The sequence below is a fragment of the Rhodococcus koreensis genome (assembly GCF_900105905.1).
Lineage (GTDB): Bacteria > Actinomycetota > Actinomycetes > Mycobacteriales > Mycobacteriaceae > Rhodococcus_F > Rhodococcus_F koreensis.
Window position 1 is genome coordinate 7273727 of the sequence record NZ_FNSV01000005.1, and the last position, 20375, is coordinate 7294101.

Genomic DNA, 20375 nt, shown 5'->3' on the forward strand with positions numbered 1-20375 from the left:
TCGTCAGAGCCGGGGACGCTCGAACAGGCTCTCCACGTTCGACGCCGGCTCGTTCGGCGCCTCGACCGCGATGTTGCCGCCGGTCCTGAGCCACCCGTTCCTCAGCGACGACGTCAACCAGTTGTCGAGTGCGGCTTGGGTTTCGAACTTCAGGACGATCACGCAGACATCGGAGGTGCTGCTCTCCTTGAGCCACCCCCCGCCGAGGAATCCGGGGAACAGACGGGCGAGTCCGAGCCCGGTCTGAATCCAGTCGGCGAACTCCTCGTCGCAGCCGCGGAGGACCCGGCGGACGATGGTCGTCGTGACGGACGCATCCACAGGCTCGCCTGCCCTGGCGCCGTCGGCCGCGTTCTCCATCGTTTCCCTACCTCGGTTCCGGCTCACCCCCGTGACATGTTCCACCTCAAACTACCAGCGGATTCGACGTCACAGGTCGTAGAAGGGCACGGCGTACCGGAACGTGCCGGTGATGGACGGATCCCAGCATGCGAGCCGGCGTACCTGGAAGTGGGACGACCAGGACGGCTGGTCCGGCTCGATCCCGACCGACGTTCCGGAGACGAAGCCGAACCGCGGGTAGTAGTCGAGGTGACCGAGCAGTGCGACGAGCGGTTCGTCCCTGGCGTCGGCGCCGCCGAGCACGGCGTGCATCAGCGCCGAACCCACCCCGTCGCGCTGGAGACCGGGGAGGACGCCGATCGGGCCGAGTGCGAGTACGTCCGTGGCGTCGACGGTTGCGCGGGTCAGGCAGACGTGGCCGACGACGGTTCCGTCGATGTCGGCGACGAGGGCCAGTTGCGGAATCCAGTCGTCGCTCGACCGCAACCGGGTCACGAGTCCGACTTCGACGGGAGCGTCGCCGTCGAAAGCCTGCCGGTGCACCTCGGCCACCGCGTCGACGTCGCCTGCATTCTCGCGTCTGATCAGCATGCGCACACAGTGCATCGGCCGGGCCGCAGGCCGCAACGGATTTTCCGGCGCCGGCCGTTGTCCGGCCGGTAGCGGTGCGCGAAAAGCGTTCTCCAATTGTGACCGTGTGACGTTTGTGGCCGAATGAATTTCCGGCGCATCGGTAGCAGTATGGGCAGAACGTGAGTCGAGCGAAGGGCAACGGGAATCGGGGGTGCGGGTGGTCGACGCCAGGGTGGTCGGATACAGTTGCGGTGTGCAACACAACGAGGTCGAGCCGGAGGAAACGCCCGCGTCGGGCGTGGTGGCCGTCCATGACGAACTCGTCCGCCTCGTCCGTCAACTGGTCGCCGGTGACCGCCCTCCCGTCGGATCCCCGACGTTCGCTCAACATTCGCTGCTCTCCTTCGTCGCCCGCAATCCGGGTTGCCGGGCCACCCAGATCTCGGACGCGTTCGGCGTGCACCGCTCCACCGTGTCGCGTCAACTCCGGGGCTGCATCGACGAGGGCTGGGTGCACGCCGAACCGGGACCGCTGCGCAGCGGTCACCCGTTGAGCCTCACCGACGGCGGCGTCGCGGTGCTGGCCGGCGCCGACGCCCGCCGGGTGGAGGAAGTCCGCGACCGGGTGGCCTCGTGGTCGGACGCCGAGATCGCCGCGTTCGCCCGGCACCTCCGTAAGTTCCGCCAGGGCGGCGACGCAGACGACAGCATCGGAGACGGCACCCGTGCGTGAGTACACCAGCGCCCCGACGTTCACCGTGTCGGACCACGAGAACGCCGTGCTCCGGGTGTTCGCGCACGCCGAGAGCTACCCGGATCGGGTGATGTACACGCGTCCGGAGTCCGGCGGGTGGGTCGACGTGACGGCCAAGGACTTCGGCGCACTCGTCACCGGGGTCGCGAAGGGTCTGATCGCCAACGGGGTACGCCCCGGCGACCGGGTGGCACTGCTGTCGTCGACCAGATTCGAATGGTCGCTGCTCGACTACGCGATCTGGGCGGCGGGCGCGGCGTCCGTCCCGATCTACGATTCCTCCTCGCACGACCAGATCCGGTGGATCATCGAGGATTCGGGGGCCGTGGCCACGCTCGTGGAGACCCCGGCCCACGCGTCGAGTTTCGAGGGTGACGGCATCCCCTACACGCTGAAGCGCATCCTCACCATCGACGAGGACGCGGTGGGCACGCTCATCACGGACGGGTTGTCGATCGACGATTCCGAGGTGTTCAAGCGGGTGGTGGCGCTGACCGCCAACGATCTCGCCTCACTCGTGTACACGTCCGGCACCACGGGTCGTCCCAAGGGCTGCATCCTCACCCACCGGAACTTCCTGTCGGAGGTGCGGTCGCTGCTCGCGGCGCCGATCGGCGACGTCGCCCGGCCGGGCAACCGCGTGCTGACGTTCCTTCCGCTGGCGCACGTGCTGGCGCGGGCGGTGTCGCTGGCGATGTTCGAAGGCGGGGCGACGCAGGCGCACTGGTCCGACTTCGGCACGGTCACGGGTGAATTCGAACGTTTCCGGCCCAACACCATCCTCGGTGTTCCCCGCGTGTTCGAGAAGGTGCGGGACGGCGCGGCGCGCAAGGCGGCGTCGGGTGGAGGCCTGCAGAAGCGGATCTTCGACTTCGCCGAGTCCACGGCGGTGGCGTACAGCGAGGCCCAGGACACCGGCGGTGCGCCGCTGCGGCTCCGGCTCGAGCACGCGGTCGCCGACAAACTCGTCTACGCGAAACTCCGTGCCGCCCTGGGCGGCGACTGCTGGTGGGCGATCTCGGGTGGCGGGGCGCTCATGCCCAGGCTCGGCCATTTCTTCCGCGGCATCGGGGTTCCGGTCTACGAGGGCTACGGACTCACCGAATCGACGGCCGCGCACTGCGTCAACGTCCCCGGCGCCCAGCGGATCGGGACGGTCGGTCAGCCGCTGGGCGGCAACAGTGTGCGCATCGCCGAGGACGGCGAGATCGAACTGCGCGGCGGCGTCGTGTTCGGCGGCTACTGGCGCAACGAACACGCCACCCGGGAAGTGCTGGACGACGGCTGGTTTCGCACCGGCGACCTCGGCGACCTGGACGAGGGCGGCTATCTCACCATCACCGGCCGGAAGAAGGATCTGCTGATCACCGCCGGCGGCAAGAACGTGTCACCGGGTCCGCTCGAGGACCGGCTGCGCTCGCATCCCCTCGTCTCGCAGGCGGTGGTGGTGGGCGACGGCCGCCCGTTCATCGGGGCCCTGCTGACCGTGGATCCGCCGGAATTCGGCAAGTGGAAGGCCGCGCACGGCAAGCCGTCCGAAGCCACGGTGGCGGACCTGCGTGACGACGAGGAACTGCGCGGAGACCTGCAGGACGCCGTGGACGACGCGAACACCACCGTCTCGCACACGGAGTCGATCAAACGGTTCGTCGTGCTGGACCGCGACCTCACGGAGGCCGGCGGGGAGCTGACCGCCACCCTGAAGATCAAGCGGCCCGTGGTGACCGAGCGCTTCGCGGACGACATCGCGAGCCTGTACCGCCGGGGCTGACCGGCTACGGTGGCGGCATGACAACAGCTTTCGTTCTGTCGGGTGGGGCGAGCCTCGGGGCAATCGAGGTCGGAATGCTGCAGACCCTGATCGGCAGGGGAATTCGGCCGGACCTCATCGTCGGCACGTCCGTCGGTGCGCTCAACGGCGCCTGGCTCGCCGGCGGTTCCTCCGACGCGGACCTGCGCGAACTGGCCGACCTGTGGCGCGGTCTCACCCGCAGCGCGGTGTTTCCCGCCGGATTGCTCACCGGGTTCACCGGTTTCGTCGGGCTCCGCAACCACCTGGTCTCCAACCGCGCCATCAGGAAGTTGCTGGCGCAGCATCTGCGGTTCGAACGGATGGAGGATGCGCCGATCCCGCTGCACGTCATCGCCGTCGACGTGCTCACCGGCAAGGACGTCCGGCTGTCGACGGGGCCTGCCGTCGACGCCGTCACCGCCAGCGCGTCGCTGCCCGGCATCCTCCCACCCGTGGTGATCGACGGCCGGGCGCTGATGGACGGCGGGGTCGTCAACAACACCCCCATCTCCCATGCGATCGAACTGGGGGCGACGACCGTGTGGGTGCTTCCCACCGGATATGCCTGCACCCTGTCGAAGGTCCCCGGAAGTGCGCTGGGCATGGGATTGCTCGGCGTGACGCTCGCGATCAATCAGCGGCTCGCCCTCGACATCGAGCGGTACGAGAGCGTCGCGGACATCCGGGTGGTGCCCCCGCTGTGCCCGCTCGACACGAGTCCCGCCGATTTCGGCGACGCCGACGAACTGATCACGCGGGCACGGGAGCAGACCGCGACGTGGCTCGACGAGGCACGCGTCGCCGGGGTCGGGCAGGCCGATCTGCTGCTGCCGCACGGGCACGGGTAGCCGTCAGCGGCACCCCGTGGGCGCAGGCACTCCGGCCAGCCGGTCGTCGATCCAGCGCACCACCTCGGGCAACGCGAACACGGCGGCGGTGAGGTGCTCGCCGAACTGCGGGGCGTAGGTGACGTCGGCGCCGCCGCGGCACCACTCCTGCTGCAGTGTGATCACCCCGTCCTCCGGAATCCACTCGTCGCCGAGGAACACTCGCGACGACCCGTGATACAGCAGCACCGGCGCGGTCGGGGTGAGCGCGCCCATCCGGTTCTCGGCGACCACCGTTCGGGCTGTGGGATTGCCGAACGGGTCGGGGACGGCGGCGAACAATTCGGCGGGCAGCGAGGCGACCCCGGCCGGTGCGAGGGCCAGGATGCACTGGTCCTTCAACGGCGACGTCGCCAGCACCACACCGAGCGGATTCGCCAGCATCAGCATCTCCGGGTATTCGCGGGCGAGCCCGAGGACGGCGGACAGGTACACACCCGAACCGAGTTGGCCGTTCATCGTCCTGCGGAGCAACCCGAAATCGGCGGGGGTCCCGCCCGCGGCGGCACCGGCGAGTTGCACGTCCGGTGCGTACGTCGGCTGCAGTTGCGCCGCCCAGCCGGTGGCGATCGCACCACCGCTGTATCCGGTCGCGAGAACCGGGCTGTCCGAGAGCCCGAGGCCGGGAAGCCGCCTCATGCCGCGGATGCTGTCGAGCACGGCATGACCTGCCATCCGCCCCGCGCTGTACGCCATCCGTGGTCCCTGGTGGTCGGGCACGAGCACCGCGTAGTTCTTCGCGAGGAAGAGCGAGAGCACCGGTGGGATGTCCAGGTCGAGGGTCTGCCAGTCGTGCACCATCTTGTAAGACGGTGTGCACCGGGCGCCCAGCGAGTCGATGGGCATGTTGTAGTCGACCACCGGTCTCGGACCCGGCGCGGTCCACTCCGCCGTCGGCACCAGCACCGTCGCGGTCACCGGCACGGGGCGGTCCTTGGAATCGTTGGAACGCACCATGATCTGGTGGGCCCGGTGCGGCACCAGCGGGTTCGGCACCGCCCGGAGCGTCACTTCCCGTGAGCGGATGATCTCGCCGGCCGCGAACTCCGCGACGTTCGGCGGCCACACGAAGAAGTCGTCGTCCAGGATGGGGGACGGGAGAATGGATTCGGGCCCGAGGGGCTGGGCGGCCGCGCGCGGAGGGTGGGTGCACACATACGCGGCCGCGCACGTGGACAGTGTCATCAGGACCACCGCACGAAACAGGTTCATCGCTACCACCGCCCTGAGGTAACTGTCCCAGGATGTAACTGTAACTCCAGTCACATCGTCGCAGATAGACACGGCTACAGCGGTGGTTTGTTTTCGCAGCGGGATGGTTACTGTGTGTGCATGGCGGTCACCGTGGAGCGGGCAGAACTCGAGCAGGCTGAAGACATCGTTCAGATGCACTGGGACGCAGAGGATTGGCTCCTGGCCAGGGAAATCGATCCGCCCGCCCGCGGTGAGGTCTCGCTCGCCGACGTGCGTGAGCAGATCGAGTTCGGGGAATGGCGGGTCGCGCTGTTCGCGGGGATTGTGGTGGGGGCGCTCCGGGTGCTGCGATCCGATCCGGACGTGTGGCTCGAGGACGACATTCCGGCCGCCTACGTCGCCCGGGTCATGACCGACCGCAGGCACGCCAGCGCCGGACTGGGCGCCCAGTTGCTGCGGTGGGTCGACGAGCACGCCCGCTCCGAGGACGCGTCCGTCGTGCGGATCGAATGCGTCGAAACCAACGCCCGGCTCCGCGACTACTACGAGGAGCAGGGATTCTTCCTGGTGGGTCGCCGGGACTTCGACGTGGAGTGGCCGAGCGTCGTGCTGATGGAGAAATCGCTGCGCTGACCGTTCACAGCGGGTCGAGGATCCGGTGAAGGAACTGTCGTAGTCGTGGACTGGTCGGATTGACGAGTACGTCTTTCGGGGTGCCGCGTTCGAGTACGACACCGTTGTCGACGAACAGCACCTGGTCGGCCACCTGCTGCGCGAACCGGATCTCGTGGGTCACGATCACCATCGTCCAGCCCTCGGTCGCGAGATCCCGGATCACCCGCAACACCTCGCCGACCAGTTCCGGGTCGAGCGCGGACGTGGGCTCGTCGAACAGCATCAGTTTCGGCTTCAGGGCGAGCGCGCGGGCGATACCGACCCTCTGCTGCTGACCGCCCGACAACTCGTACGGGTACTGGTCCGCCTTCTCCGCGAGACCGACCTGCGTCAGCAACCGCATCGCGTCCGCACGCGCCTCGGCCTTGGGCCGCTTCTGCACCACGATCGGGCCCTCGGTGACGTTCTGGATCGCCGTCTTGTGCGGAAACAGATTGTGGGCCTGGAACACCATGCCGCTCTGCGCGCGGAACCTGGCCAGCGCCGACCGGCCCACCTCGGCGCCGAAGTCCACCGACTCGTCACCGATGGAGATCACCCCGCGGTCCGCCACGTCCAGGGCATTGAGGGTCCGCAACACCGTCGTCTTGCCGGAGCCCGACGGTCCGATGATGACGGTCACCGTGCCCGCCCCGACGTCGAAGCTGATGTCGCGCAGAACGTGATGGTCGCCGAACGACTTCTCGACGCCGGATACCTGAAGCAGGGGAGGGGTGTCGGTCATCGGGCCACATACCTGTCGAGTCGGGCTTCGAGCCGGACCTGGACGGCCGACAAGAAGATACAGATCACCCAGTAGTACAGCGCCGCGATGCCGTAGAGGGCGAAGAAGTCGAACGTCGGTGCGGCCGCGAGCTGGGCGACGCGCAGCAGTTCGGTCACCAGGATCGTCGACGCCAGCGATGTGTCCTTCACCAGTGAGATCAGCGTGTTGGACAGCGGCGGGACGGCCACCCGCGTGGCCTGCGGCAGCACGATCCGCTGCAGCGTGGTGGTGTAGCCCATGCCGATGGTCTGCGCGGCTTCCCACTGTCCCTTGGGGATCGACAGGATCGCCGCCCGGATCACCTCGGCCGCGTAGCCGCCGACGTTGAGGCTGAACGCGATCACCGCGGCCGGGAACGGTTCGAGCGTCACACCGAACTGCGGCAGTGCGTAGAACACGATGAACAACTGCACCAGCAGCGGGGTGCCGCGGATGATGGAGACGTAGAAGCGGGCCAGCATCGACAGCGGTCTGATCGACGAGATCCGGGCGAGCGCCACCAGCAACGCGATCACCAGACCGATGGTGAAGCTGATGATCGTCAGGGGAATCGTCATGGTGATCGTGGCCTTCAGCATCGGCCACAGGTTGTCCAGGATCAGCTGGACCGTTGCGTCGTCCACGGGCAGGCTCTCAGTTGGTCGGTGCCGACACGTCGGTGCCGAAGTACTTCTGCGAGATCTGTGCGAGCGTTCCGTCGGCGCGCAGTTCGTCCAGGGCCTTGTCGATGTCGGGTATCAGGCCGCTGTCCTTGCGGGCCGCGAACGCCTGCTCGCTCGTGTCCCCGGTCTCGGCGGCGATCTTCACCCCGGTGTCGCCGGTCTGCTTCTGGTATTCGGCGACGGCCAGATTGTCGTTGACGGTGGCGTCCACCCGGCCGTCCTTGAGCAGCGTGATGGCCTGCACGAAGCCCTCGACGGATTCGACGTTCGCGCCCGCGTCCCTGGCCACCTGCGCCCAGTTGCTCGTCGCGGACTGCGCCGTCGTCTTGCCGTTCAGGTCGGCGAGCGAGGTGATGGCGTTGTCGTCGGCGCGGGTGACGATCACACCCTCGGAGTAGGTGTAGGGCGTCGACAGGTCGTACTTCTGGGTGCGCTCGTCGTTGACGGTCACCTGGTTGGCGACGAGGTCGTAGCGTTTCGCCTCGAGGCCCGCGAAGATCGAGTCCCACGGGGTCTGGGTGAACTCGACGGACACGCCGAGTTTGTCGCCGACCGCGCGGATGACATCCACGTCGTACCCGGTGAGCTGACCGTCGGGACCCTGGTAGCTGAACGGTGTGTACGTGCCCTCGGTGCCGACCTTCAGGACGCCCGATTCGCGTACCTGGTCGATGACCGGCCCCGAATCGGAGTTCCCACACCCCGCCAGCGACAGCGCGGTCAGGACGGCGATCAGGGCGGCCGGAAGTGTGCGTCGCACGGTGTTCCTCCTCTGTCGGCGGATCAGCTAACCGTACTGGTCGAACGCCGCCCGGATAGGATCTTCCGAGTCCCGTTCAGGAAGAAGGATTGTCTCACCGTGCCCTCTCTCGCTCTCCGACGGCCGGTGTGGCTGCATCCGACAGTGTTTCGTATCGAGTCGTTGTCCGCGCTCGTCGTGGCGATGGCGCTTATCCCGGAGGCCCTGTCGTTCTCCATCATCGTGGGGGTCGATCCGCGGGTGGGGTTGTTCACCGCCGCGATCATGGCGATGACCATCGCGTTCACCGGCGGCCGTCCCGCGATGATCTCCGCGGCTACCGGTTCGGTGTCGCTGGTGCTCGCCCCGCTGATGGCGTCGCACGGGTTGCAGTACCTCATTGCGGCGGTCTTCCTCGGCGGTGCGATGCAGATCGTCCTCGCCGTCCTCGGCGTGGCGCGGCTCATGCGGTTCCTGCCCCGCAGCGTGATGGTCGGCTTCTGCAATGCGCTGGGAATCCTCATCTTCGTGCACCAGTTCCCGTATCTGACGAACGTGCCGTGGGCGGTGTACGCGCTCCTCGCCGCCGGTCTCGCGCTGCTCGTGTGGATCCCCCGGCTGACCACGGCCGTGCCCGCGCCGCTGCTCGTGATCGTCGGACTCACCGCGTTCACCGTCCTCGCCGGTGTCGCGGTGCCCACCGTCGGGGATCAGGGCGAACTGCCCGACGGCCTGCCGACTCTCATCGGGCTGCCGGACGTTCCGCTCACGGTCGACACCCTGCGCATCATCGCGCCGTTCGCGCTGGCGATGGCCGTCGTCGGACTCCTTGAATCGTTGATGAGCGCCAAACTCGTGGACTCGGTCACCGACACGCATTCGGACAAGACGCGTGAGTCGTGGGGGCAGGGCGTCGCGAACATCGTGACCGGGCTCTTCGGCGGCATGGGCGGGTGCGCGCTGATCGGGCAGACCATCATCAACGTCAAGACCGGTGGGGCGCGAACCCGGCTGTCGACGTTCCTGTCGGGTGCGTTTCTGCTGATTCTCGTGGTCGGTCTCGGCGACGTGGTGGGAACCATTCCGATGGCGGCGCTCGTCGCCGTGATGGTGCTGGTGGCCGCCACGACCTTCGACTGGCACAGCGTCCGCACACTCCGGCGGATGCCGCTGAGCGAGACGCTGGTGATGCTCAGCACCGTCGCGGGCACCCTCGCGACGGACAATCTCGCGATCGGCGTGGGTGTCGGTGTGCTCGTCGCGATGGTGCTGTTCGCGCGCCGGGTGGCGCACATGGTGGACGTGCGCGGCGAACTCGACGGCGACGTGAAGACGTACCGGGTGAGCGGTCAGCTGTTCTTCGCCTCGTCCAACGACCTCGTGTTCTCGTTCGACTACGCGGACGACCCCGGCCGCGTGGTCATCGATCTGTCGGGCGCCACCATCTGGGACGCCTCCACCGTGGCCGCGCTCGACGGCATCACCACGAAGTACGCGAGCCGCGGCACCGACGTCACCGTGGAGGGCCTGAATCCGGTCAGCGAGGAGCGGTACCGCAGGCTGACCGGCCGGCTGGGCGACTAACCGACGGTCTCCCGCAGATACGCGAGGTCCTCGGACAGCCCCTCCTCCGGCGTCTCGAGGACGACGGGTGCGCCGGCGGTCCGCACGACCTCGGCGAGCAGTTCGGGGTCGATGGTTCCGTCGGCGAGGTTGGCGTGCCGGTCGCGTGCCGAGTCGAACTCGTCACGGGAGTTGTTGAGGTGCACCAGGTCGATGCGGCCAGTGATGGCCTTGATGCGTTCGACGACTCCCACCAGATCCTCGCCGCCCGCCCACGCGTGGCAGGTGTCGAGGCAGAAGCCGGCGCCGAAATCGCCGACCTCCTGCCACAGCCGGTCGATGGCGTCGAAGTGCCGCGCCATCGCGAAGTCGCCGCCGGCGGTGTTCTCGATGAGGATGGGGACGGGGAATCCGCCCTTGTCGGCCTGGCGTTCGAACAGTTTGCGCCAGTTGATGATTCCCGCGTTCACGTCCTCGCCGTCGCGGACGTGCCCGCCGTGGACCACCAGTCCGAACGCACCGATGTCGGCGGCGGCCTGGGCTTGCTGCGCGACGGCGTTGCGGGAGGGCATCCGGAGCCGGTTGTTGAGGCTGGCCACGTTGATCACGTACGACGAGTGCACGACCACGTCGGTGGGGCTGTCGCGGATCTCGTCGGTCCGCGGATGCGTCGGGGGCTTCTCCCATTTCTGCGGGTCCGTGAGGAACATCTGAATGACGTCGGCGCCGAGCCGTTCGCCGTATCCGATCGGATCTTCGTCCTGGCGGACGTGTGCTCCTATGCGCATGTAACCAGGGTAGGGGGTGGGTGCCGCGACAATGCCTGTGCTTGCGATCGCAAGCGTAAAGGGGAGGTGTGTGCTTGTTTTCATCGACTTCCAGCGTTAAGCCTGCGTTCGCAGTCATAGGCATGGACTTCGGGGCAGAATCGGCGCACACTGGCGTTAAGCATCCGACGACAAGCATTGACATGATCAGGAGGCTGCCATGGCTACCCCACGCCGCCGCGAGCGAACCGAGACCGGCGGGATCTCCGACGGATTCGTGGCACGGCGACACCAGCTCGGGCTGACGCAGGCCGAGCTCGCCGACCTGGCCGGGGTGTCGAGGTCGAGTGTGCAGTCGATCGAATCGGGCCGCGGGACAGTCCAGCTGGATCTCGTCGACGCCGTCGCAGACGCCATGGGATGCCGCCTGGCGCTCGTCACTCGCGCGGGCGTGGAGGTGACAGTCTGATGGTCGAGAACCTCAGCGGCGTCGACCGGGCCGACGTCTACAAGGGTGACCGCCTCGCGGGCACTCTCGTGCGGGAGGGAGGGGACGTCGTCTTCCGTTACGACCCCTCCTACCTGCAGGACCCCGGCGCCCCGCAGGTCGCGTGGACGATCCCCACCACGTCGGCCGAGGTGCGTGCCAGCGGGGGCAGCGTCCCGCCGTTCTTCGCGGGTCTGCTCCCGGAGGGGATCCGGCTCCGGGGAGCGGTCGCGGCCACCAAGACGTCCGAGGACGATCACCTCACGATCCTGATGGCGGTCGGAGCCGACACGATCGGCGACGTGCGCGTCCTGCCCGCCGGGGTGCCGCCGCCCGAGACGGCACCCGTGTTCGACCCCGACGCGGTCGAACGACAGGACCTGCGGGCGCTGTTCGAGCACATGTCGGGGCACGAGGCCGTGAAACTGGACCCCACCTCGCTGCCCGGGGTGCAGGCGAAGGTGTCGGCCCAGATGTACTCGACACCGATCGCGACCGAGAAGGGTCCGGCCATTCTCAAACTCTCACCCCCGCAGGGGTACCCGCAGTTGGTCGAGAACGAGCACTTCTTCATGGGACTCGCCGCGCAGTGCGGGTTGCCCGTCGCCGACCACCAACTGGTGCACGACGGCAAGGGCAATGCCGGCCTGCTCGTCGCGCGTTTCGACCGGCGAGTCGATGCGTCCGGCCGTGTCATCCGCACCCCGCAGGAGGATGCGTGCCAGGTGATGGGGATGTTCCCCGCAGCCAAGTACCGGCTGAAGACCGAGAACGTGATCACCGCACTCGCAGGCGTGTGTGAGCGCGGCGGCGGTTCGGCGCGGGTCGCCACCCTGGAACTACTTCGGCTGGTGGCCTATTCGTACGCGATCGGCAACGGCGACCTGCACGGCAAGAACTTCTCGGTGCAACTCGCCGAATCGGGGTTGTGGAGCGTCACACCCGCCTACGACCTGCTCTGCACCCAGCCGTACCTCGGGTGGCGCGACCCGATGGCCCTCGACTTCTACGGCAAGGCGAACAAACTCAACCGCAGGCACTTCGTCGAATGCGGGGGCAGGCTCGGTGTTCCCGAACGCGCCGTCACCAGAATGCTCGACGGCGTCCGCAAGGGCATCGGGCGTGGAATCGGAGACATCGAGTCGATCGGCTTCGCCTCGAAGGAGAACACGCTGCTGCGCACACTGATGGAACGGCGTTCGGACGAACTGGGCTGAACCGGCTCACCACACCCGGAACGCGCTGTCCGAGAGCGTGAATCCGTGACCGGCGTCGCTGCGGCACGTCACCCCGGCGGCCTCGTCGACGAGACACGTCAGGTCGTTCACCTGCAACGCACGTCCATACGACAGTGCGGGGGCGGCCGATCCGTCGAGGGGATAGAACCGCGGGTCGCCGGCACTGGCGAACTGACCGGGGCGACCGCCGGTGACCTCGATCGCGTTGGGCGTGACCGCGGTCCCGGACGCACCCGCGCCCGGGACCTTCGGCGCCGACGCCGGCATCGGGCCGTGGCAGCCGGCGGTCGGGAGGTCGCCGCCCGTCAGGATCGCGCAGTGGAACTTGGTGCTCGGCGTAGTGAAGTAGTAACTCCCCGCCGCGGTGCCGGCGAAAGCCTGCGGGTCGGCCGGGGCCGGGGTGCTCGTCGTGGTCTTGGTCGTCGACGGGGGTGCGCTTGCGGTGGTGGTGCCCGTTGTGGACCTCGTGGTGGTGGTGGTGGTCTTCGGGGCGGTCGTCACAGCCGATGTGGTTGCGGATGTGGTCGCGGGCCCCGCGACGGCGCCGGTCTCGGGGGAGCCGTCGACGGAGCGGGCGCAACCGGCTACCCCTGCCACCATTGCCACCGCCGCGAACAGAAGTACCGCACGCACCGTGTAGGTCATGGTGGAGAGCCTAGAACCGCGCCCGTCTCGATCGGTCGCGGCGCGTCCGACGAAATTCTGGGACAGTGGTGATCAGCGAACTGCCAGGAGGTCCGATGTCGGAAAGCGCCCAGTACGAGGAGCGTCGTGCCCGCATCTCCTTCCAGGTCCGCGACTGGTGTGAACGGTCCACGATCGCGGGCACGCATGCCCCGCTGTCGGACGCCGCCGCCGTACTGATCGCTGTCGGACATCTCGATCCGCCCACCCGGCAGGTGCTCACCAACCGGCGTCGCGCGGGTCGCACCATTCCGTCGATCGGCGGCTTCGGAGCGCTGCGTCTGCTCACGGACGAATACCACCAGATGGGGCGCCGCACCGACAGCCTGCGTCCCGGACCTGCGCAGCTGCTGTTCAAATACCGTGCGACCGAACTCGGCCGCAAACTGCAGTCCTATCGGTCTGCGGTGGTGATGTCGCCCGCCCATTACGGGAACGGTGTCCGAGCGATGCGCCGGGATCGGCGCGAGGGGGTCCATCTCGATCTCGATCAGCGTGAGGCGCTGTTCCGGGCGCTGCAACGCACACCGGCGCCGATTGCCGGAACCGCGCTCGAACGCGCGGGCAACTACGCCCGAGGCACCGCGGCGGAACGCCTCGTCCACGCAGCGGAGAACACCCCGATGGCCGCGGTCGGGCGACGTGTCGCCGACGCCATCGGCAAGGGCGCCGATCTCGAGAACGACAGATTCGCCGACTCGTACGACACCCTGCTCTACCTGGCGGGGATGCTCTTCGACAGGATTGACGGCTCCCCGGTCTGGCATTCGGAGCACTTCGCGATCCAGCGGTACCAACTCGACCTCGCCGAGGAACTGACCCAGATCGCCGTCGACACCGTCGCGCTGCGCGGAATCCGGATCGAACTCGACGACGCGCTGCGCGCCACCCATTCCGACGGCGCGCGTCAACAGATCGAGGCCAGGAGCAACGCGCTGAAGCCGGTATGGGATCAACTGGTCGACCGCGTCGCCGCACTCGCCAGGATCGGCGACCTGCTGTCCCGGGCCGAGGTGCAGCTGCGGTCCGTGCTGGCCGTCAACCGGGCGATGAGCCTCGACAGCCGCATCGACGAACTCATCGCACGCTCCGGCGACCGCGAATTGTCGGCGGAGAACACCCACAACGTCGGAGACCAGTTCGGCGGCGTGGAGGAGCTGATGCTCACGTACCAGTCGGCCCTGCACGGAGACATCGCCGAACTCACATCGTGGTCGGGGGGACGAGGATGACCGAAGGGCTAACCTCCACCACCTCATGACGCACGGAGGTGTGCGATGAGGATCGCTTCGATCTCCGACCGCCGCGCCGCGGACGGCAATCGCGGGGCCGCGGACCGGTAATGGTGCCCCGTCGGAGTGCCGAGGTCGAAGAGATGCGTTCGGCCATGCCTCCTGACGGGGCGCGCGGTCCAGCCGTCGCCCTCCTTCGCGTAATTGCACGCCGCGCACAACCCCCATTATGTGCGGTGGTGGCCCCCTTCTTGCGGCGCGAGAGAATGTGATCGTGATGGCGGATCGGCGCATCACACCACGGGGTGCGGCACGTGCGGTCACGGAGATCGATCAACTTCGCAAGGCTTTTCGGGAACGTCCGCGCCTGCGACTCCATCGCCGTCAACGACCCCGACACCGGGCACGAGTACACGTTTCGTAAGGTCACCGCGGTATCGCTATCAAGGGCGTCGGCGACCAGTTTCCGGGCGATCCCCGCCGGCACCGGCCCGAACCCCGCCAGATCCGCCGCCTCGTTCTCACCCGCCAGCAGTGCTTCGTCGGAGATCACCAGGTTCACCGCCACCGGCACACCATTGGTGACCGATGCCCCGGTGCCGCGGTCGAACAACAGGTCCACCATCAGCTGGTTGCGGGTGCGGCCACCGCTGTCCCCGGTCGCGATGAGGCTGTCCGCACCCCGCCCCAATGTGGCGTGTAGGCACACGGCCTGTTCCATCGGCATCAGCACACTCAGATACGCCATCGAATCCGGCGCCGGCCGCGTCGTGACCCGCCGCTCCGAGACCGTCTTGCGGTACCGGGCCACGACCGCGGCCGCATCCAGTTCCACGGCGAGCGCCTTCGCCTTCGCGACCAGGCCGCGGTCCCCGACGCCGTCGAGAATGTCCGGGTCCGAACACAACCGGCGATCCACCACCGCCCGAGCGAACCCCAGATGCCGGCCGCCGCGGTTCGGGGACTCCCTGCGCGCCAACGCAATCTGTGACCCGATACCGCGGTCCCACTCCGCCCGCGGCAACCGCCGGGCCTTGCGGTCCTCCCGCATGCACGTGGCGACATCGTCGGTGACGACCGCCTGCACCGCGCACCCCACTGACTTCAACGACTCCACCGCGTCGATCCACTCGATCCCCAACCCGGGATCACCACTCGCAGAAACCACACGAAGCCGCGCCGTGAACGCCCGCAACTCCTCCAGATCCGGTGCCACCACATCCCCCACGACCAGCCTCCCCCGAGGTCATTCGAATATACGTTCGACTTTATCAATCATGTTCGACTGGCGCAATACTCGGCGGTTTCGGTCTACGGTGATCCTGGAGAACACATCTGATGGGAGCTGACTGCGATGACCGATGATGCCGTCCTGCAGCGTGCGGTCGCGAACGAGTTCTCGGCCCTGGCCGACGTCCTCGACGGGATCTCGGAGGCGGAATGGGACACGCCTTCGCTGTGCGAGGGCTGGCGGATTCGCGAAGTGGTCGCACATGTCACGATGGCGGCGCGCTACTCCGAGGAGCAGTTCATGACGCGCCTGCGCGAGTGCGAGTTCGATTTCACCCGGCTGTCCAACGAGATCGCCCGTAGTGACGCCGAATTGGCAACGTCTGATCTTGTCGCCGACCTGCGTTCGGACACCATGCGCGCGTGGACTCCGCCGGGCGGCGGCTATCACGGCGCGCTCAACCATGTGGTGATCCACGGCCTCGACGTCACGGTGCCGCTGGGGGTGCCGCGACGCGTACCCGAGGCGACGATCCGCATCGTCCTCAACGACCTCACGGCGGGCGGTGGGCACTCGAATTTCGGTGTCGACATCGAGGGTCGCCGACTGCGGGCCACGGACCTCGGCTGGTCGTACGGGTCGGGTGCCGAATTGCGCGGAGCGGGAGAGGATCTCGCTCTCACGATCTGTGGCCGGACGCTTCCGGCCGGACGGGTCGAGGGCGACCCGTTGTAGTCGGTCTCAGCTGCCCGGAATGAAACCCGGGTAGACGAAGTGCCCGGGACCTCCGCCGGGGAGCGAGGCGCCGAGCGACCCGGGGAAGTCCAGGGACAGTTTGACGAGTTTGTGGGGTTGCCCGTTCTGGTCGGCTTGCCAGCAATCGAGCAGCACGCCGTGGAATCCGGTGCAGACGATGCGGTTGGCGGTCCCGAACGGCGACGTGAGGCGGTTCGCGCTGACGAACGGATTCCAGTAGTCGAGATCGGTCGGGGTGAGGAAGTTCTGGTTGTCGAACGGCGCGAGTGGACTGGGCTCGGTGGGTATCGGCGGCCATTCGTCGGCGGCGGCCACACCGGCGCACCCGAGAACGGCGGCGGTGGCGACAGCCACGGTCGCGGTGATCTGGGCGAATCGGCGCGTAGCGGTAGTCATCTCCACCAGCCCACAGTAAACCGACGGGCGGCGCCTACGGCCGCAAACCGGGATGACGGCTGGCGAGGACGGGAACGAGGAACTTGTTCGGCGCGAGGCGTGCGAAGACGGACGCCGCCCGGTTCGCGAAACCGGGGATGGCGACCATCTGTCCCTTGTCGAGTCCGTCGATACCGGTCTTGGCCACGGATTCGGGGCTCTCCCACATGAAGCTGGGCAGCGCGGCCTCCGCGTCCTCCTTCGCGAAACCTGCCGTCTCGCCGAATCCGGTGTCCACGGGTCCGGGGCAGAGTGCGGTCGCGGTGACCCCGGTGCCTTTCAATTCCCCGGTCAGACTTTCGGTGTAGGAGAGGACGAACGCCTTGCAGGCGCCGTACCCCGCCTGGCCGGGCAGCGGTTGGAACGCCCCGGTGGACGCGACGTTGAGAATCGCTCCCCGGCGCCGGTGCACCATGCCGGGCAGGGCGCGGCTGCACAGGTCGGCGACGGCCGTCACGTCGACCTCGATCATGTTCATCTCGGCGTCCGGATCGGATGCGGCCACCGGGCCGAGCGTGGACAGGCCGGCGTTGTTCACGAGGATGTCCAGGGTCAGTCCGAGTTCGCCGACCCGGTCGAGCAGGGTCGCCCGGGTCGAGCGGTCGGAGAGGTCGGCGCCCAGCACGTGCGCCCGGCCGCCCGCGGCCCGCAGTTCGGTGGCCAATTCCTCCAACTTCTCGGCCCGGCGGGCGACGAGCACCACCTGATGGCCGCGTCGGCTGAGTTCACGGCTGAGGGCCGTGCCGATCCCGGACGAGGCTCCGGTGACGAGCGCGGTGCGATCGGCGGCAGGAGTGGGGAGGCTCATGCGTCCAACCTACGTGCCGCCGTCGCCGGCGCAAGGGTTCACCGCTCAGGCGTGGGTGCCGCCGTCGATGCGGATCTCGGTTCCGGTGACGAACGCGCCGTCGTCGGAGGCGAGCATGGCGACGACTCCGGCGACCTGCTCGGGTCCGCCCATGGCCGCGCCACCCGATTCCAGGGTGGTGGGGAGGATCGGTGACAGCTTGGAGAACAGGCCCCAATCGGCGTCGGACGGCACGTATCCGGAGGTGGCATCGGTGATTCCGGTCTTGATGCTGCCGGGGGCGACACCGACTGCGCGCAGGCCCTGCTTGCCGTATTCGAGGGCCAGCGCGTGGGTGAACGACTGGATGCCGCCCTTGCTCGCGGCGTACGCGGCCATGTAGGGATGCGCGAACGCGGCGGACGTGGAACTGAAGTTCACGACCACGCTGCGCTCGTTGCGCAGCAGCGCGGGCAAGCATTCGCGAACCATGAGGAAGGTGCCGGTGAGGTTGATCCCGATCACCTGATTCCACAGGTCCAAGGGCGTCTCGTGGGTGTGTGAGGCGCGGAGGATGCCCGCGGCGTTCACGAGCACGTCCAATCCGCCCAGGTTCTCGACGCTGCGGCTCACACCGTCGACGACGGACGTCTCGTCGCCGATGTCGATGGCGGCGACGCTGAGGCGCCCCGCCGTGCCTGCCGCTTCGGCGAGTTCCGTCGTCCGCGCGAGGCCGTCCTCGGAGACGTCGGCTGCCACGACGGTGCCGCCTTCCTCGAGCAGGCGGAGGGCGGTGGCCTGGCCGATACCCGACGCAGCGCCGGTCACCAGGATCCGCCGGTTGTCGAATCGATTCATCGTCTGTGCTCCTCGTGTGGTTCCGAATTCGATGTCATTGGCCCATGACATATTTCACGGTCGGTCCGGCGGTCCAGCCGCCGTCGACGGCCAGTTCGGCCCCGGTGACGTACGTGGCCGCGTCGGACAGCAGGAATCCGACGGCGCCGGCGATCTCCTCGGGTACCCCGACCCTTGCCATGGGGGTGTTCGGGTAGTTGCCCTCGCCCTGCTGGATTCCGAGACCCGCGGTCATCGGGGTGTACGTCATGCCGGGGTGGACGGAGTTGACGCGGATCCGGTCGGTGCCCAGTTCCACGGCGGCGATCTTCGTGAGCCCGCGCACGCCCCACTTGGATGCGCCGTAGCCGGCGGTCAGGGCGAGTCCCATCAGCCCGGCGGCCGAGGAGATGTTGACGATCGATCCGCCGCCGGCGGCGCGCATCGGGCCGATGACGGCCTGCAGGCCGTTGAACACGCCGGTCAGGTTGATGTCGAGGACCGTCCGGAAGTGTTCGAGCGGTTCGTGCTCGATGTACTGGCCGGTGGAGATGCCCGCATTGTTGACGAGGCCGTCGACGCGTCCGAAGTCGCTCGTCGCCACGTCGACCGCGGCCTGCCACTGCTGCGGGTCGGTGACGTCGAGGTGGCAGTACCGCGCCCGGTCACCCAGCTTGTCGACCGTCGCGCGGCCGTCGTCGTCGAGGACGTCACCGACGACGACGCTGCCGCCCTCGTCGACGATGCGCTGGGCGAAGGCTGCGCCGAGCCCCCGCGCCGCCCCGGTCACGATCACAACCTTCCCCGCCAGTTGCTGTGCGGTCTCGGTCATCTCAGCTCACATCCTCGTCGTCGAAAAGTCACGTTCGTCGGGCACCTCGGCTGCCGACGGCCCGAGTCTGCTGTGGTCGGCCTCCGCGGGAAACGGGTTCTCCCGGTGATCGGAACAACTCGTAGCCACGGGAAACGCCGGACCACTGTGATGTGGATTACCCGCTGACGTTCCGGACATGCCGGATGAGCGGATCTCCCCGACAGACCATCGAAAGGCTTCCCATGTCTCGACGTGTCACTTCCACCGCCGCGGTGCTGATCACCGGCAGCGTCCTGTTCGCGGGCCTCGGCGCGCCGGCGCTCGCGTCGGCGGACCCGTTCTCGCTGCCCGGAATCAGCCTCCCGGATTTCGGTTCGTCCGATTTCGGGAGCGCGGGCCCGGTCGTCGAGACGCCGCGACTGGCGTCGGTCGACAACTTCCGCGACGTCGGGGGATCGGGCCGGGGGTATGCGACCCCCCGCGGGGGACACGTCACGCGGGGGCTGTTCTACCGTTCGAACGCGCTGGTTCCGAGCGATCAGGATCTCGCCGTCCTCACCGGGCTCGGGCTGACCGCGGTGTACGACGTGCGGACCGTCGAAGAGGTGGCGGCGAAACCCGACCGGCTCCCGGCCGGGCCGCGGTATCAGGGTATCCCGATCCTGTCGGGTGACCTGGGTGCCGCTGTCGCGCAGTTGAAGTCGCCCGCCGACGCCGTCGCGTTCATGCAGCAGATGAACCGCAGCTTCGTCGACGACGCGGCGACCCGGGCCGGGTTCGCGCAACTCCTGACGTCACTGGCCGACACCGACGGACCGCAGATCTTCCACTGCACCGCGGGCAAGGATCGCACCGGCTGGGCGTCCGCGCTGCTGCTCTCCATCGCCGGCGTTTCGCAGGACACGATCTTCGACGACTATCTGCTCACCAACGAATACACCGCGGCGTCGATGAAGGTCACGTACGACCAGATCGCCGCCAGCCGCGGCGAGGCGGTGGCGAAGATCTACCAGCCGCTGCTGGGTGTGGACCGCAGCTACCTCGAGGCCGGGCTCGGCCGGCTCGCGGAGCAGTACGGCACGGTCGACCGGTACCTCACCGACGGGCTGGGTCTGAGTTCGGCGACGGTCGACCGGCTCCGGAGCAAGCTGCTGGGCTGA

Annotated in this window: 22 protein-coding genes and 1 pseudogene; 10 read left to right on the plus strand and 13 right to left on the minus strand. The window is 68.1% G+C overall.

The genetic code is table 11. The annotated features are described in order from the left end of the window. Positions 1 to 3: 3 nt before the first annotated feature. Positions 4 to 360 (minus strand): antibiotic biosynthesis monooxygenase, encoded by a 357-nt coding sequence (locus tag BLV94_RS37710; protein WP_072940196.1) that lies wholly within the window; start codon positions 358 to 360, stop codon positions 4 to 6. A 69-nt stretch (positions 361 to 429) separates the two neighbouring features. Further along, positions 430 to 933 (minus strand): GNAT family N-acetyltransferase, encoded by a 504-nt coding sequence (locus tag BLV94_RS37715; protein WP_072940199.1) that lies wholly within the window; start codon positions 931 to 933, stop codon positions 430 to 432. 193 nt (positions 934 to 1126) lie between these two features. Here BLV94_RS37715 and BLV94_RS37720 point away from each other — a divergent pair, with 193 nt between their 5' ends. Genes BLV94_RS37720 through BLV94_RS37730 form a run of 3 tightly spaced genes read left to right on the plus strand, consistent with a single transcriptional unit; the run spans position 1127 to position 4309 of the window. Continuing rightward, a complete protein-coding gene (locus BLV94_RS37720) occupies positions 1127 to 1648 on the plus strand; it encodes a MarR family winged helix-turn-helix transcriptional regulator (protein ID WP_083395797.1) in 522 nt (173 codons plus the stop codon). Next, entirely contained in the window at positions 1641 to 3440 is a 1800-nt protein-coding gene (locus BLV94_RS37725) for an AMP-dependent synthetase/ligase (protein ID WP_072940202.1), read from the plus strand. The genes BLV94_RS37720 and BLV94_RS37725 overlap by 8 nt, the downstream gene beginning before the upstream one ends. A 17-nt stretch (positions 3441 to 3457) precedes the next feature. Continuing rightward, a complete protein-coding gene (locus tag BLV94_RS37730; protein ID WP_072940204.1) occupies positions 3458 to 4309 on the plus strand; it encodes a patatin-like phospholipase family protein in 852 nt (283 codons plus the stop codon). A gap of 3 nt (positions 4310 to 4312) precedes the next feature. Here BLV94_RS37730 and BLV94_RS37735 read toward each other — a convergent pair whose 3' ends face one another. Then, positions 4313 to 5560, minus strand: coding sequence for a lipase family protein (locus BLV94_RS37735; RefSeq protein WP_072940206.1), 1248 nt, complete (start codon positions 5558 to 5560; stop codon positions 4313 to 4315). Positions 5561 to 5680: 120 nt separating this feature from the next. Here BLV94_RS37735 and BLV94_RS37740 point away from each other — a divergent pair, with 120 nt between their 5' ends. Beyond that, complete coding sequence (locus BLV94_RS37740; RefSeq protein ID WP_072940209.1) at positions 5681 to 6175, plus strand: GNAT family N-acetyltransferase; 495 nt, start codon at positions 5681 to 5683, stop codon at positions 6173 to 6175. 4 nt (positions 6176 to 6179) lie between these two features. Here BLV94_RS37740 and BLV94_RS37745 read toward each other — a convergent pair whose 3' ends face one another. Genes BLV94_RS37745 through BLV94_RS37755 form a run of 3 tightly spaced genes read right to left on the minus strand, consistent with a single transcriptional unit; the run spans position 6180 to position 8405 of the window. After that, positions 6180 to 6941 carry an amino acid ABC transporter ATP-binding protein gene (locus BLV94_RS37745; protein ID WP_072940212.1) on the minus strand — a complete coding sequence of 254 codons (762 nt, stop codon included), beginning with the start codon at positions 6939 to 6941 and terminating at the stop codon, positions 6180 to 6182. Then, on the minus strand, positions 6938 to 7606 hold the full coding sequence (locus tag BLV94_RS37750; protein WP_072940214.1) for an amino acid ABC transporter permease: 669 nt from the start codon (positions 7604 to 7606) through the stop codon (positions 6938 to 6940). Before BLV94_RS37750 ends, BLV94_RS37745 begins: the two co-directional genes overlap by 4 nt. A gap of 10 nt (positions 7607 to 7616) precedes the next feature. Next, positions 7617 to 8405: an amino acid ABC transporter substrate-binding protein gene (locus tag BLV94_RS37755; RefSeq protein ID WP_072940217.1), complete on the minus strand. Its 789-nt coding sequence runs from the start codon at positions 8403 to 8405 to the stop codon at positions 7617 to 7619. 99 nt (positions 8406 to 8504) lie between these two features. Between BLV94_RS37755 and BLV94_RS37760 the strand changes: the two genes are divergently transcribed. Next, entirely contained in the window at positions 8505 to 9968 is a 1464-nt protein-coding gene (locus tag BLV94_RS37760) for a SulP family inorganic anion transporter (protein ID WP_072940220.1), read from the plus strand. Here BLV94_RS37760 and BLV94_RS37765 read toward each other — a convergent pair. Further along, positions 9965 to 10735, minus strand: a complete 771-nt coding sequence (locus tag BLV94_RS37765; RefSeq protein WP_072940223.1) for a deoxyribonuclease IV — start codon at positions 10733 to 10735, stop codon at positions 9965 to 9967. The genes BLV94_RS37760 and BLV94_RS37765 overlap by 4 nt on opposite strands. A gap of 199 nt (positions 10736 to 10934) precedes the next feature. On the opposite strand from BLV94_RS37765, the gene BLV94_RS37770 reads away from it, so the two are divergent. Next, entirely contained in the window at positions 10935 to 11183 is a 249-nt protein-coding gene (locus BLV94_RS37770) for a helix-turn-helix transcriptional regulator (protein ID WP_072940226.1), read from the plus strand. Continuing rightward, the gene (locus BLV94_RS37775; protein WP_072940229.1) at positions 11183 to 12418 is read left to right on the plus strand and encodes a type II toxin-antitoxin system HipA family toxin; all 1236 of its coding nucleotides are present in this window, start codon (positions 11183 to 11185) and stop codon (positions 12416 to 12418) included. The genes BLV94_RS37770 and BLV94_RS37775 overlap by 1 nt, the downstream gene beginning before the upstream one ends. 6 nt (positions 12419 to 12424) lie before the next feature. Here the strand turns inward: BLV94_RS37775 and BLV94_RS50065 are convergent, their stop codons facing one another. Then, complete coding sequence (locus BLV94_RS50065; protein WP_174705475.1) at positions 12425 to 13084, minus strand: hypothetical protein; 660 nt, start codon at positions 13082 to 13084, stop codon at positions 12425 to 12427. A 95-nt stretch (positions 13085 to 13179) separates the two neighbouring features. Between BLV94_RS50065 and BLV94_RS37785 the strand changes: the two genes are divergently transcribed. Then, positions 13180 to 14355 carry a hypothetical protein gene (locus BLV94_RS37785; RefSeq protein ID WP_072940450.1) on the plus strand — a complete coding sequence of 392 codons (1176 nt, stop codon included), beginning with the start codon at positions 13180 to 13182 and terminating at the stop codon, positions 14353 to 14355. 23 nt (positions 14356 to 14378) lie between these two features. Here the strand turns inward: BLV94_RS37785 and BLV94_RS37790 are convergent. Beyond that, positions 14379 to 15583 (minus strand): annotated as a pseudogene (locus BLV94_RS37790) (HNH endonuclease). A 126-nt stretch (positions 15584 to 15709) separates the two neighbouring features. Here BLV94_RS37790 and BLV94_RS37795 point away from each other — a divergent pair. Continuing rightward, entirely contained in the window at positions 15710 to 16321 is a 612-nt protein-coding gene (locus BLV94_RS37795) for a maleylpyruvate isomerase family mycothiol-dependent enzyme (protein ID WP_072940232.1), read from the plus strand. Between the two features lie 6 nt (positions 16322 to 16327). Here the strand turns inward: BLV94_RS37795 and BLV94_RS37800 are convergent, their stop codons facing one another. The 4 genes from BLV94_RS37800 to BLV94_RS37815 are packed head-to-tail and all read right to left on the minus strand — an operon-like array spanning position 16328 to position 19233. After that, positions 16328 to 16738 (minus strand): hypothetical protein, encoded by a 411-nt coding sequence (locus BLV94_RS37800; protein WP_072940235.1) that lies wholly within the window; start codon positions 16736 to 16738, stop codon positions 16328 to 16330. A gap of 34 nt (positions 16739 to 16772) precedes the next feature. Beyond that, positions 16773 to 17585 (minus strand): SDR family NAD(P)-dependent oxidoreductase, encoded by an 813-nt coding sequence (locus BLV94_RS37805; RefSeq protein ID WP_072940238.1) that lies wholly within the window; start codon positions 17583 to 17585, stop codon positions 16773 to 16775. Positions 17586 to 17630: 45 nt separating this feature from the next. Beyond that, positions 17631 to 18422: an SDR family NAD(P)-dependent oxidoreductase gene (locus tag BLV94_RS37810; RefSeq protein WP_072940241.1), complete on the minus strand. Its 792-nt coding sequence runs from the start codon at positions 18420 to 18422 to the stop codon at positions 17631 to 17633. A gap of 34 nt (positions 18423 to 18456) precedes the next feature. Then, entirely contained in the window at positions 18457 to 19233 is a 777-nt protein-coding gene (locus BLV94_RS37815) for an SDR family oxidoreductase (protein ID WP_072940244.1), read from the minus strand. A gap of 224 nt (positions 19234 to 19457) precedes the next feature. On the opposite strand from BLV94_RS37815, the gene BLV94_RS37820 reads away from it, so the two are divergent. Further along, positions 19458 to 20375: a tyrosine-protein phosphatase gene (locus tag BLV94_RS37820; protein WP_072940247.1), complete on the plus strand. Its 918-nt coding sequence runs from the start codon at positions 19458 to 19460 to the stop codon at positions 20373 to 20375.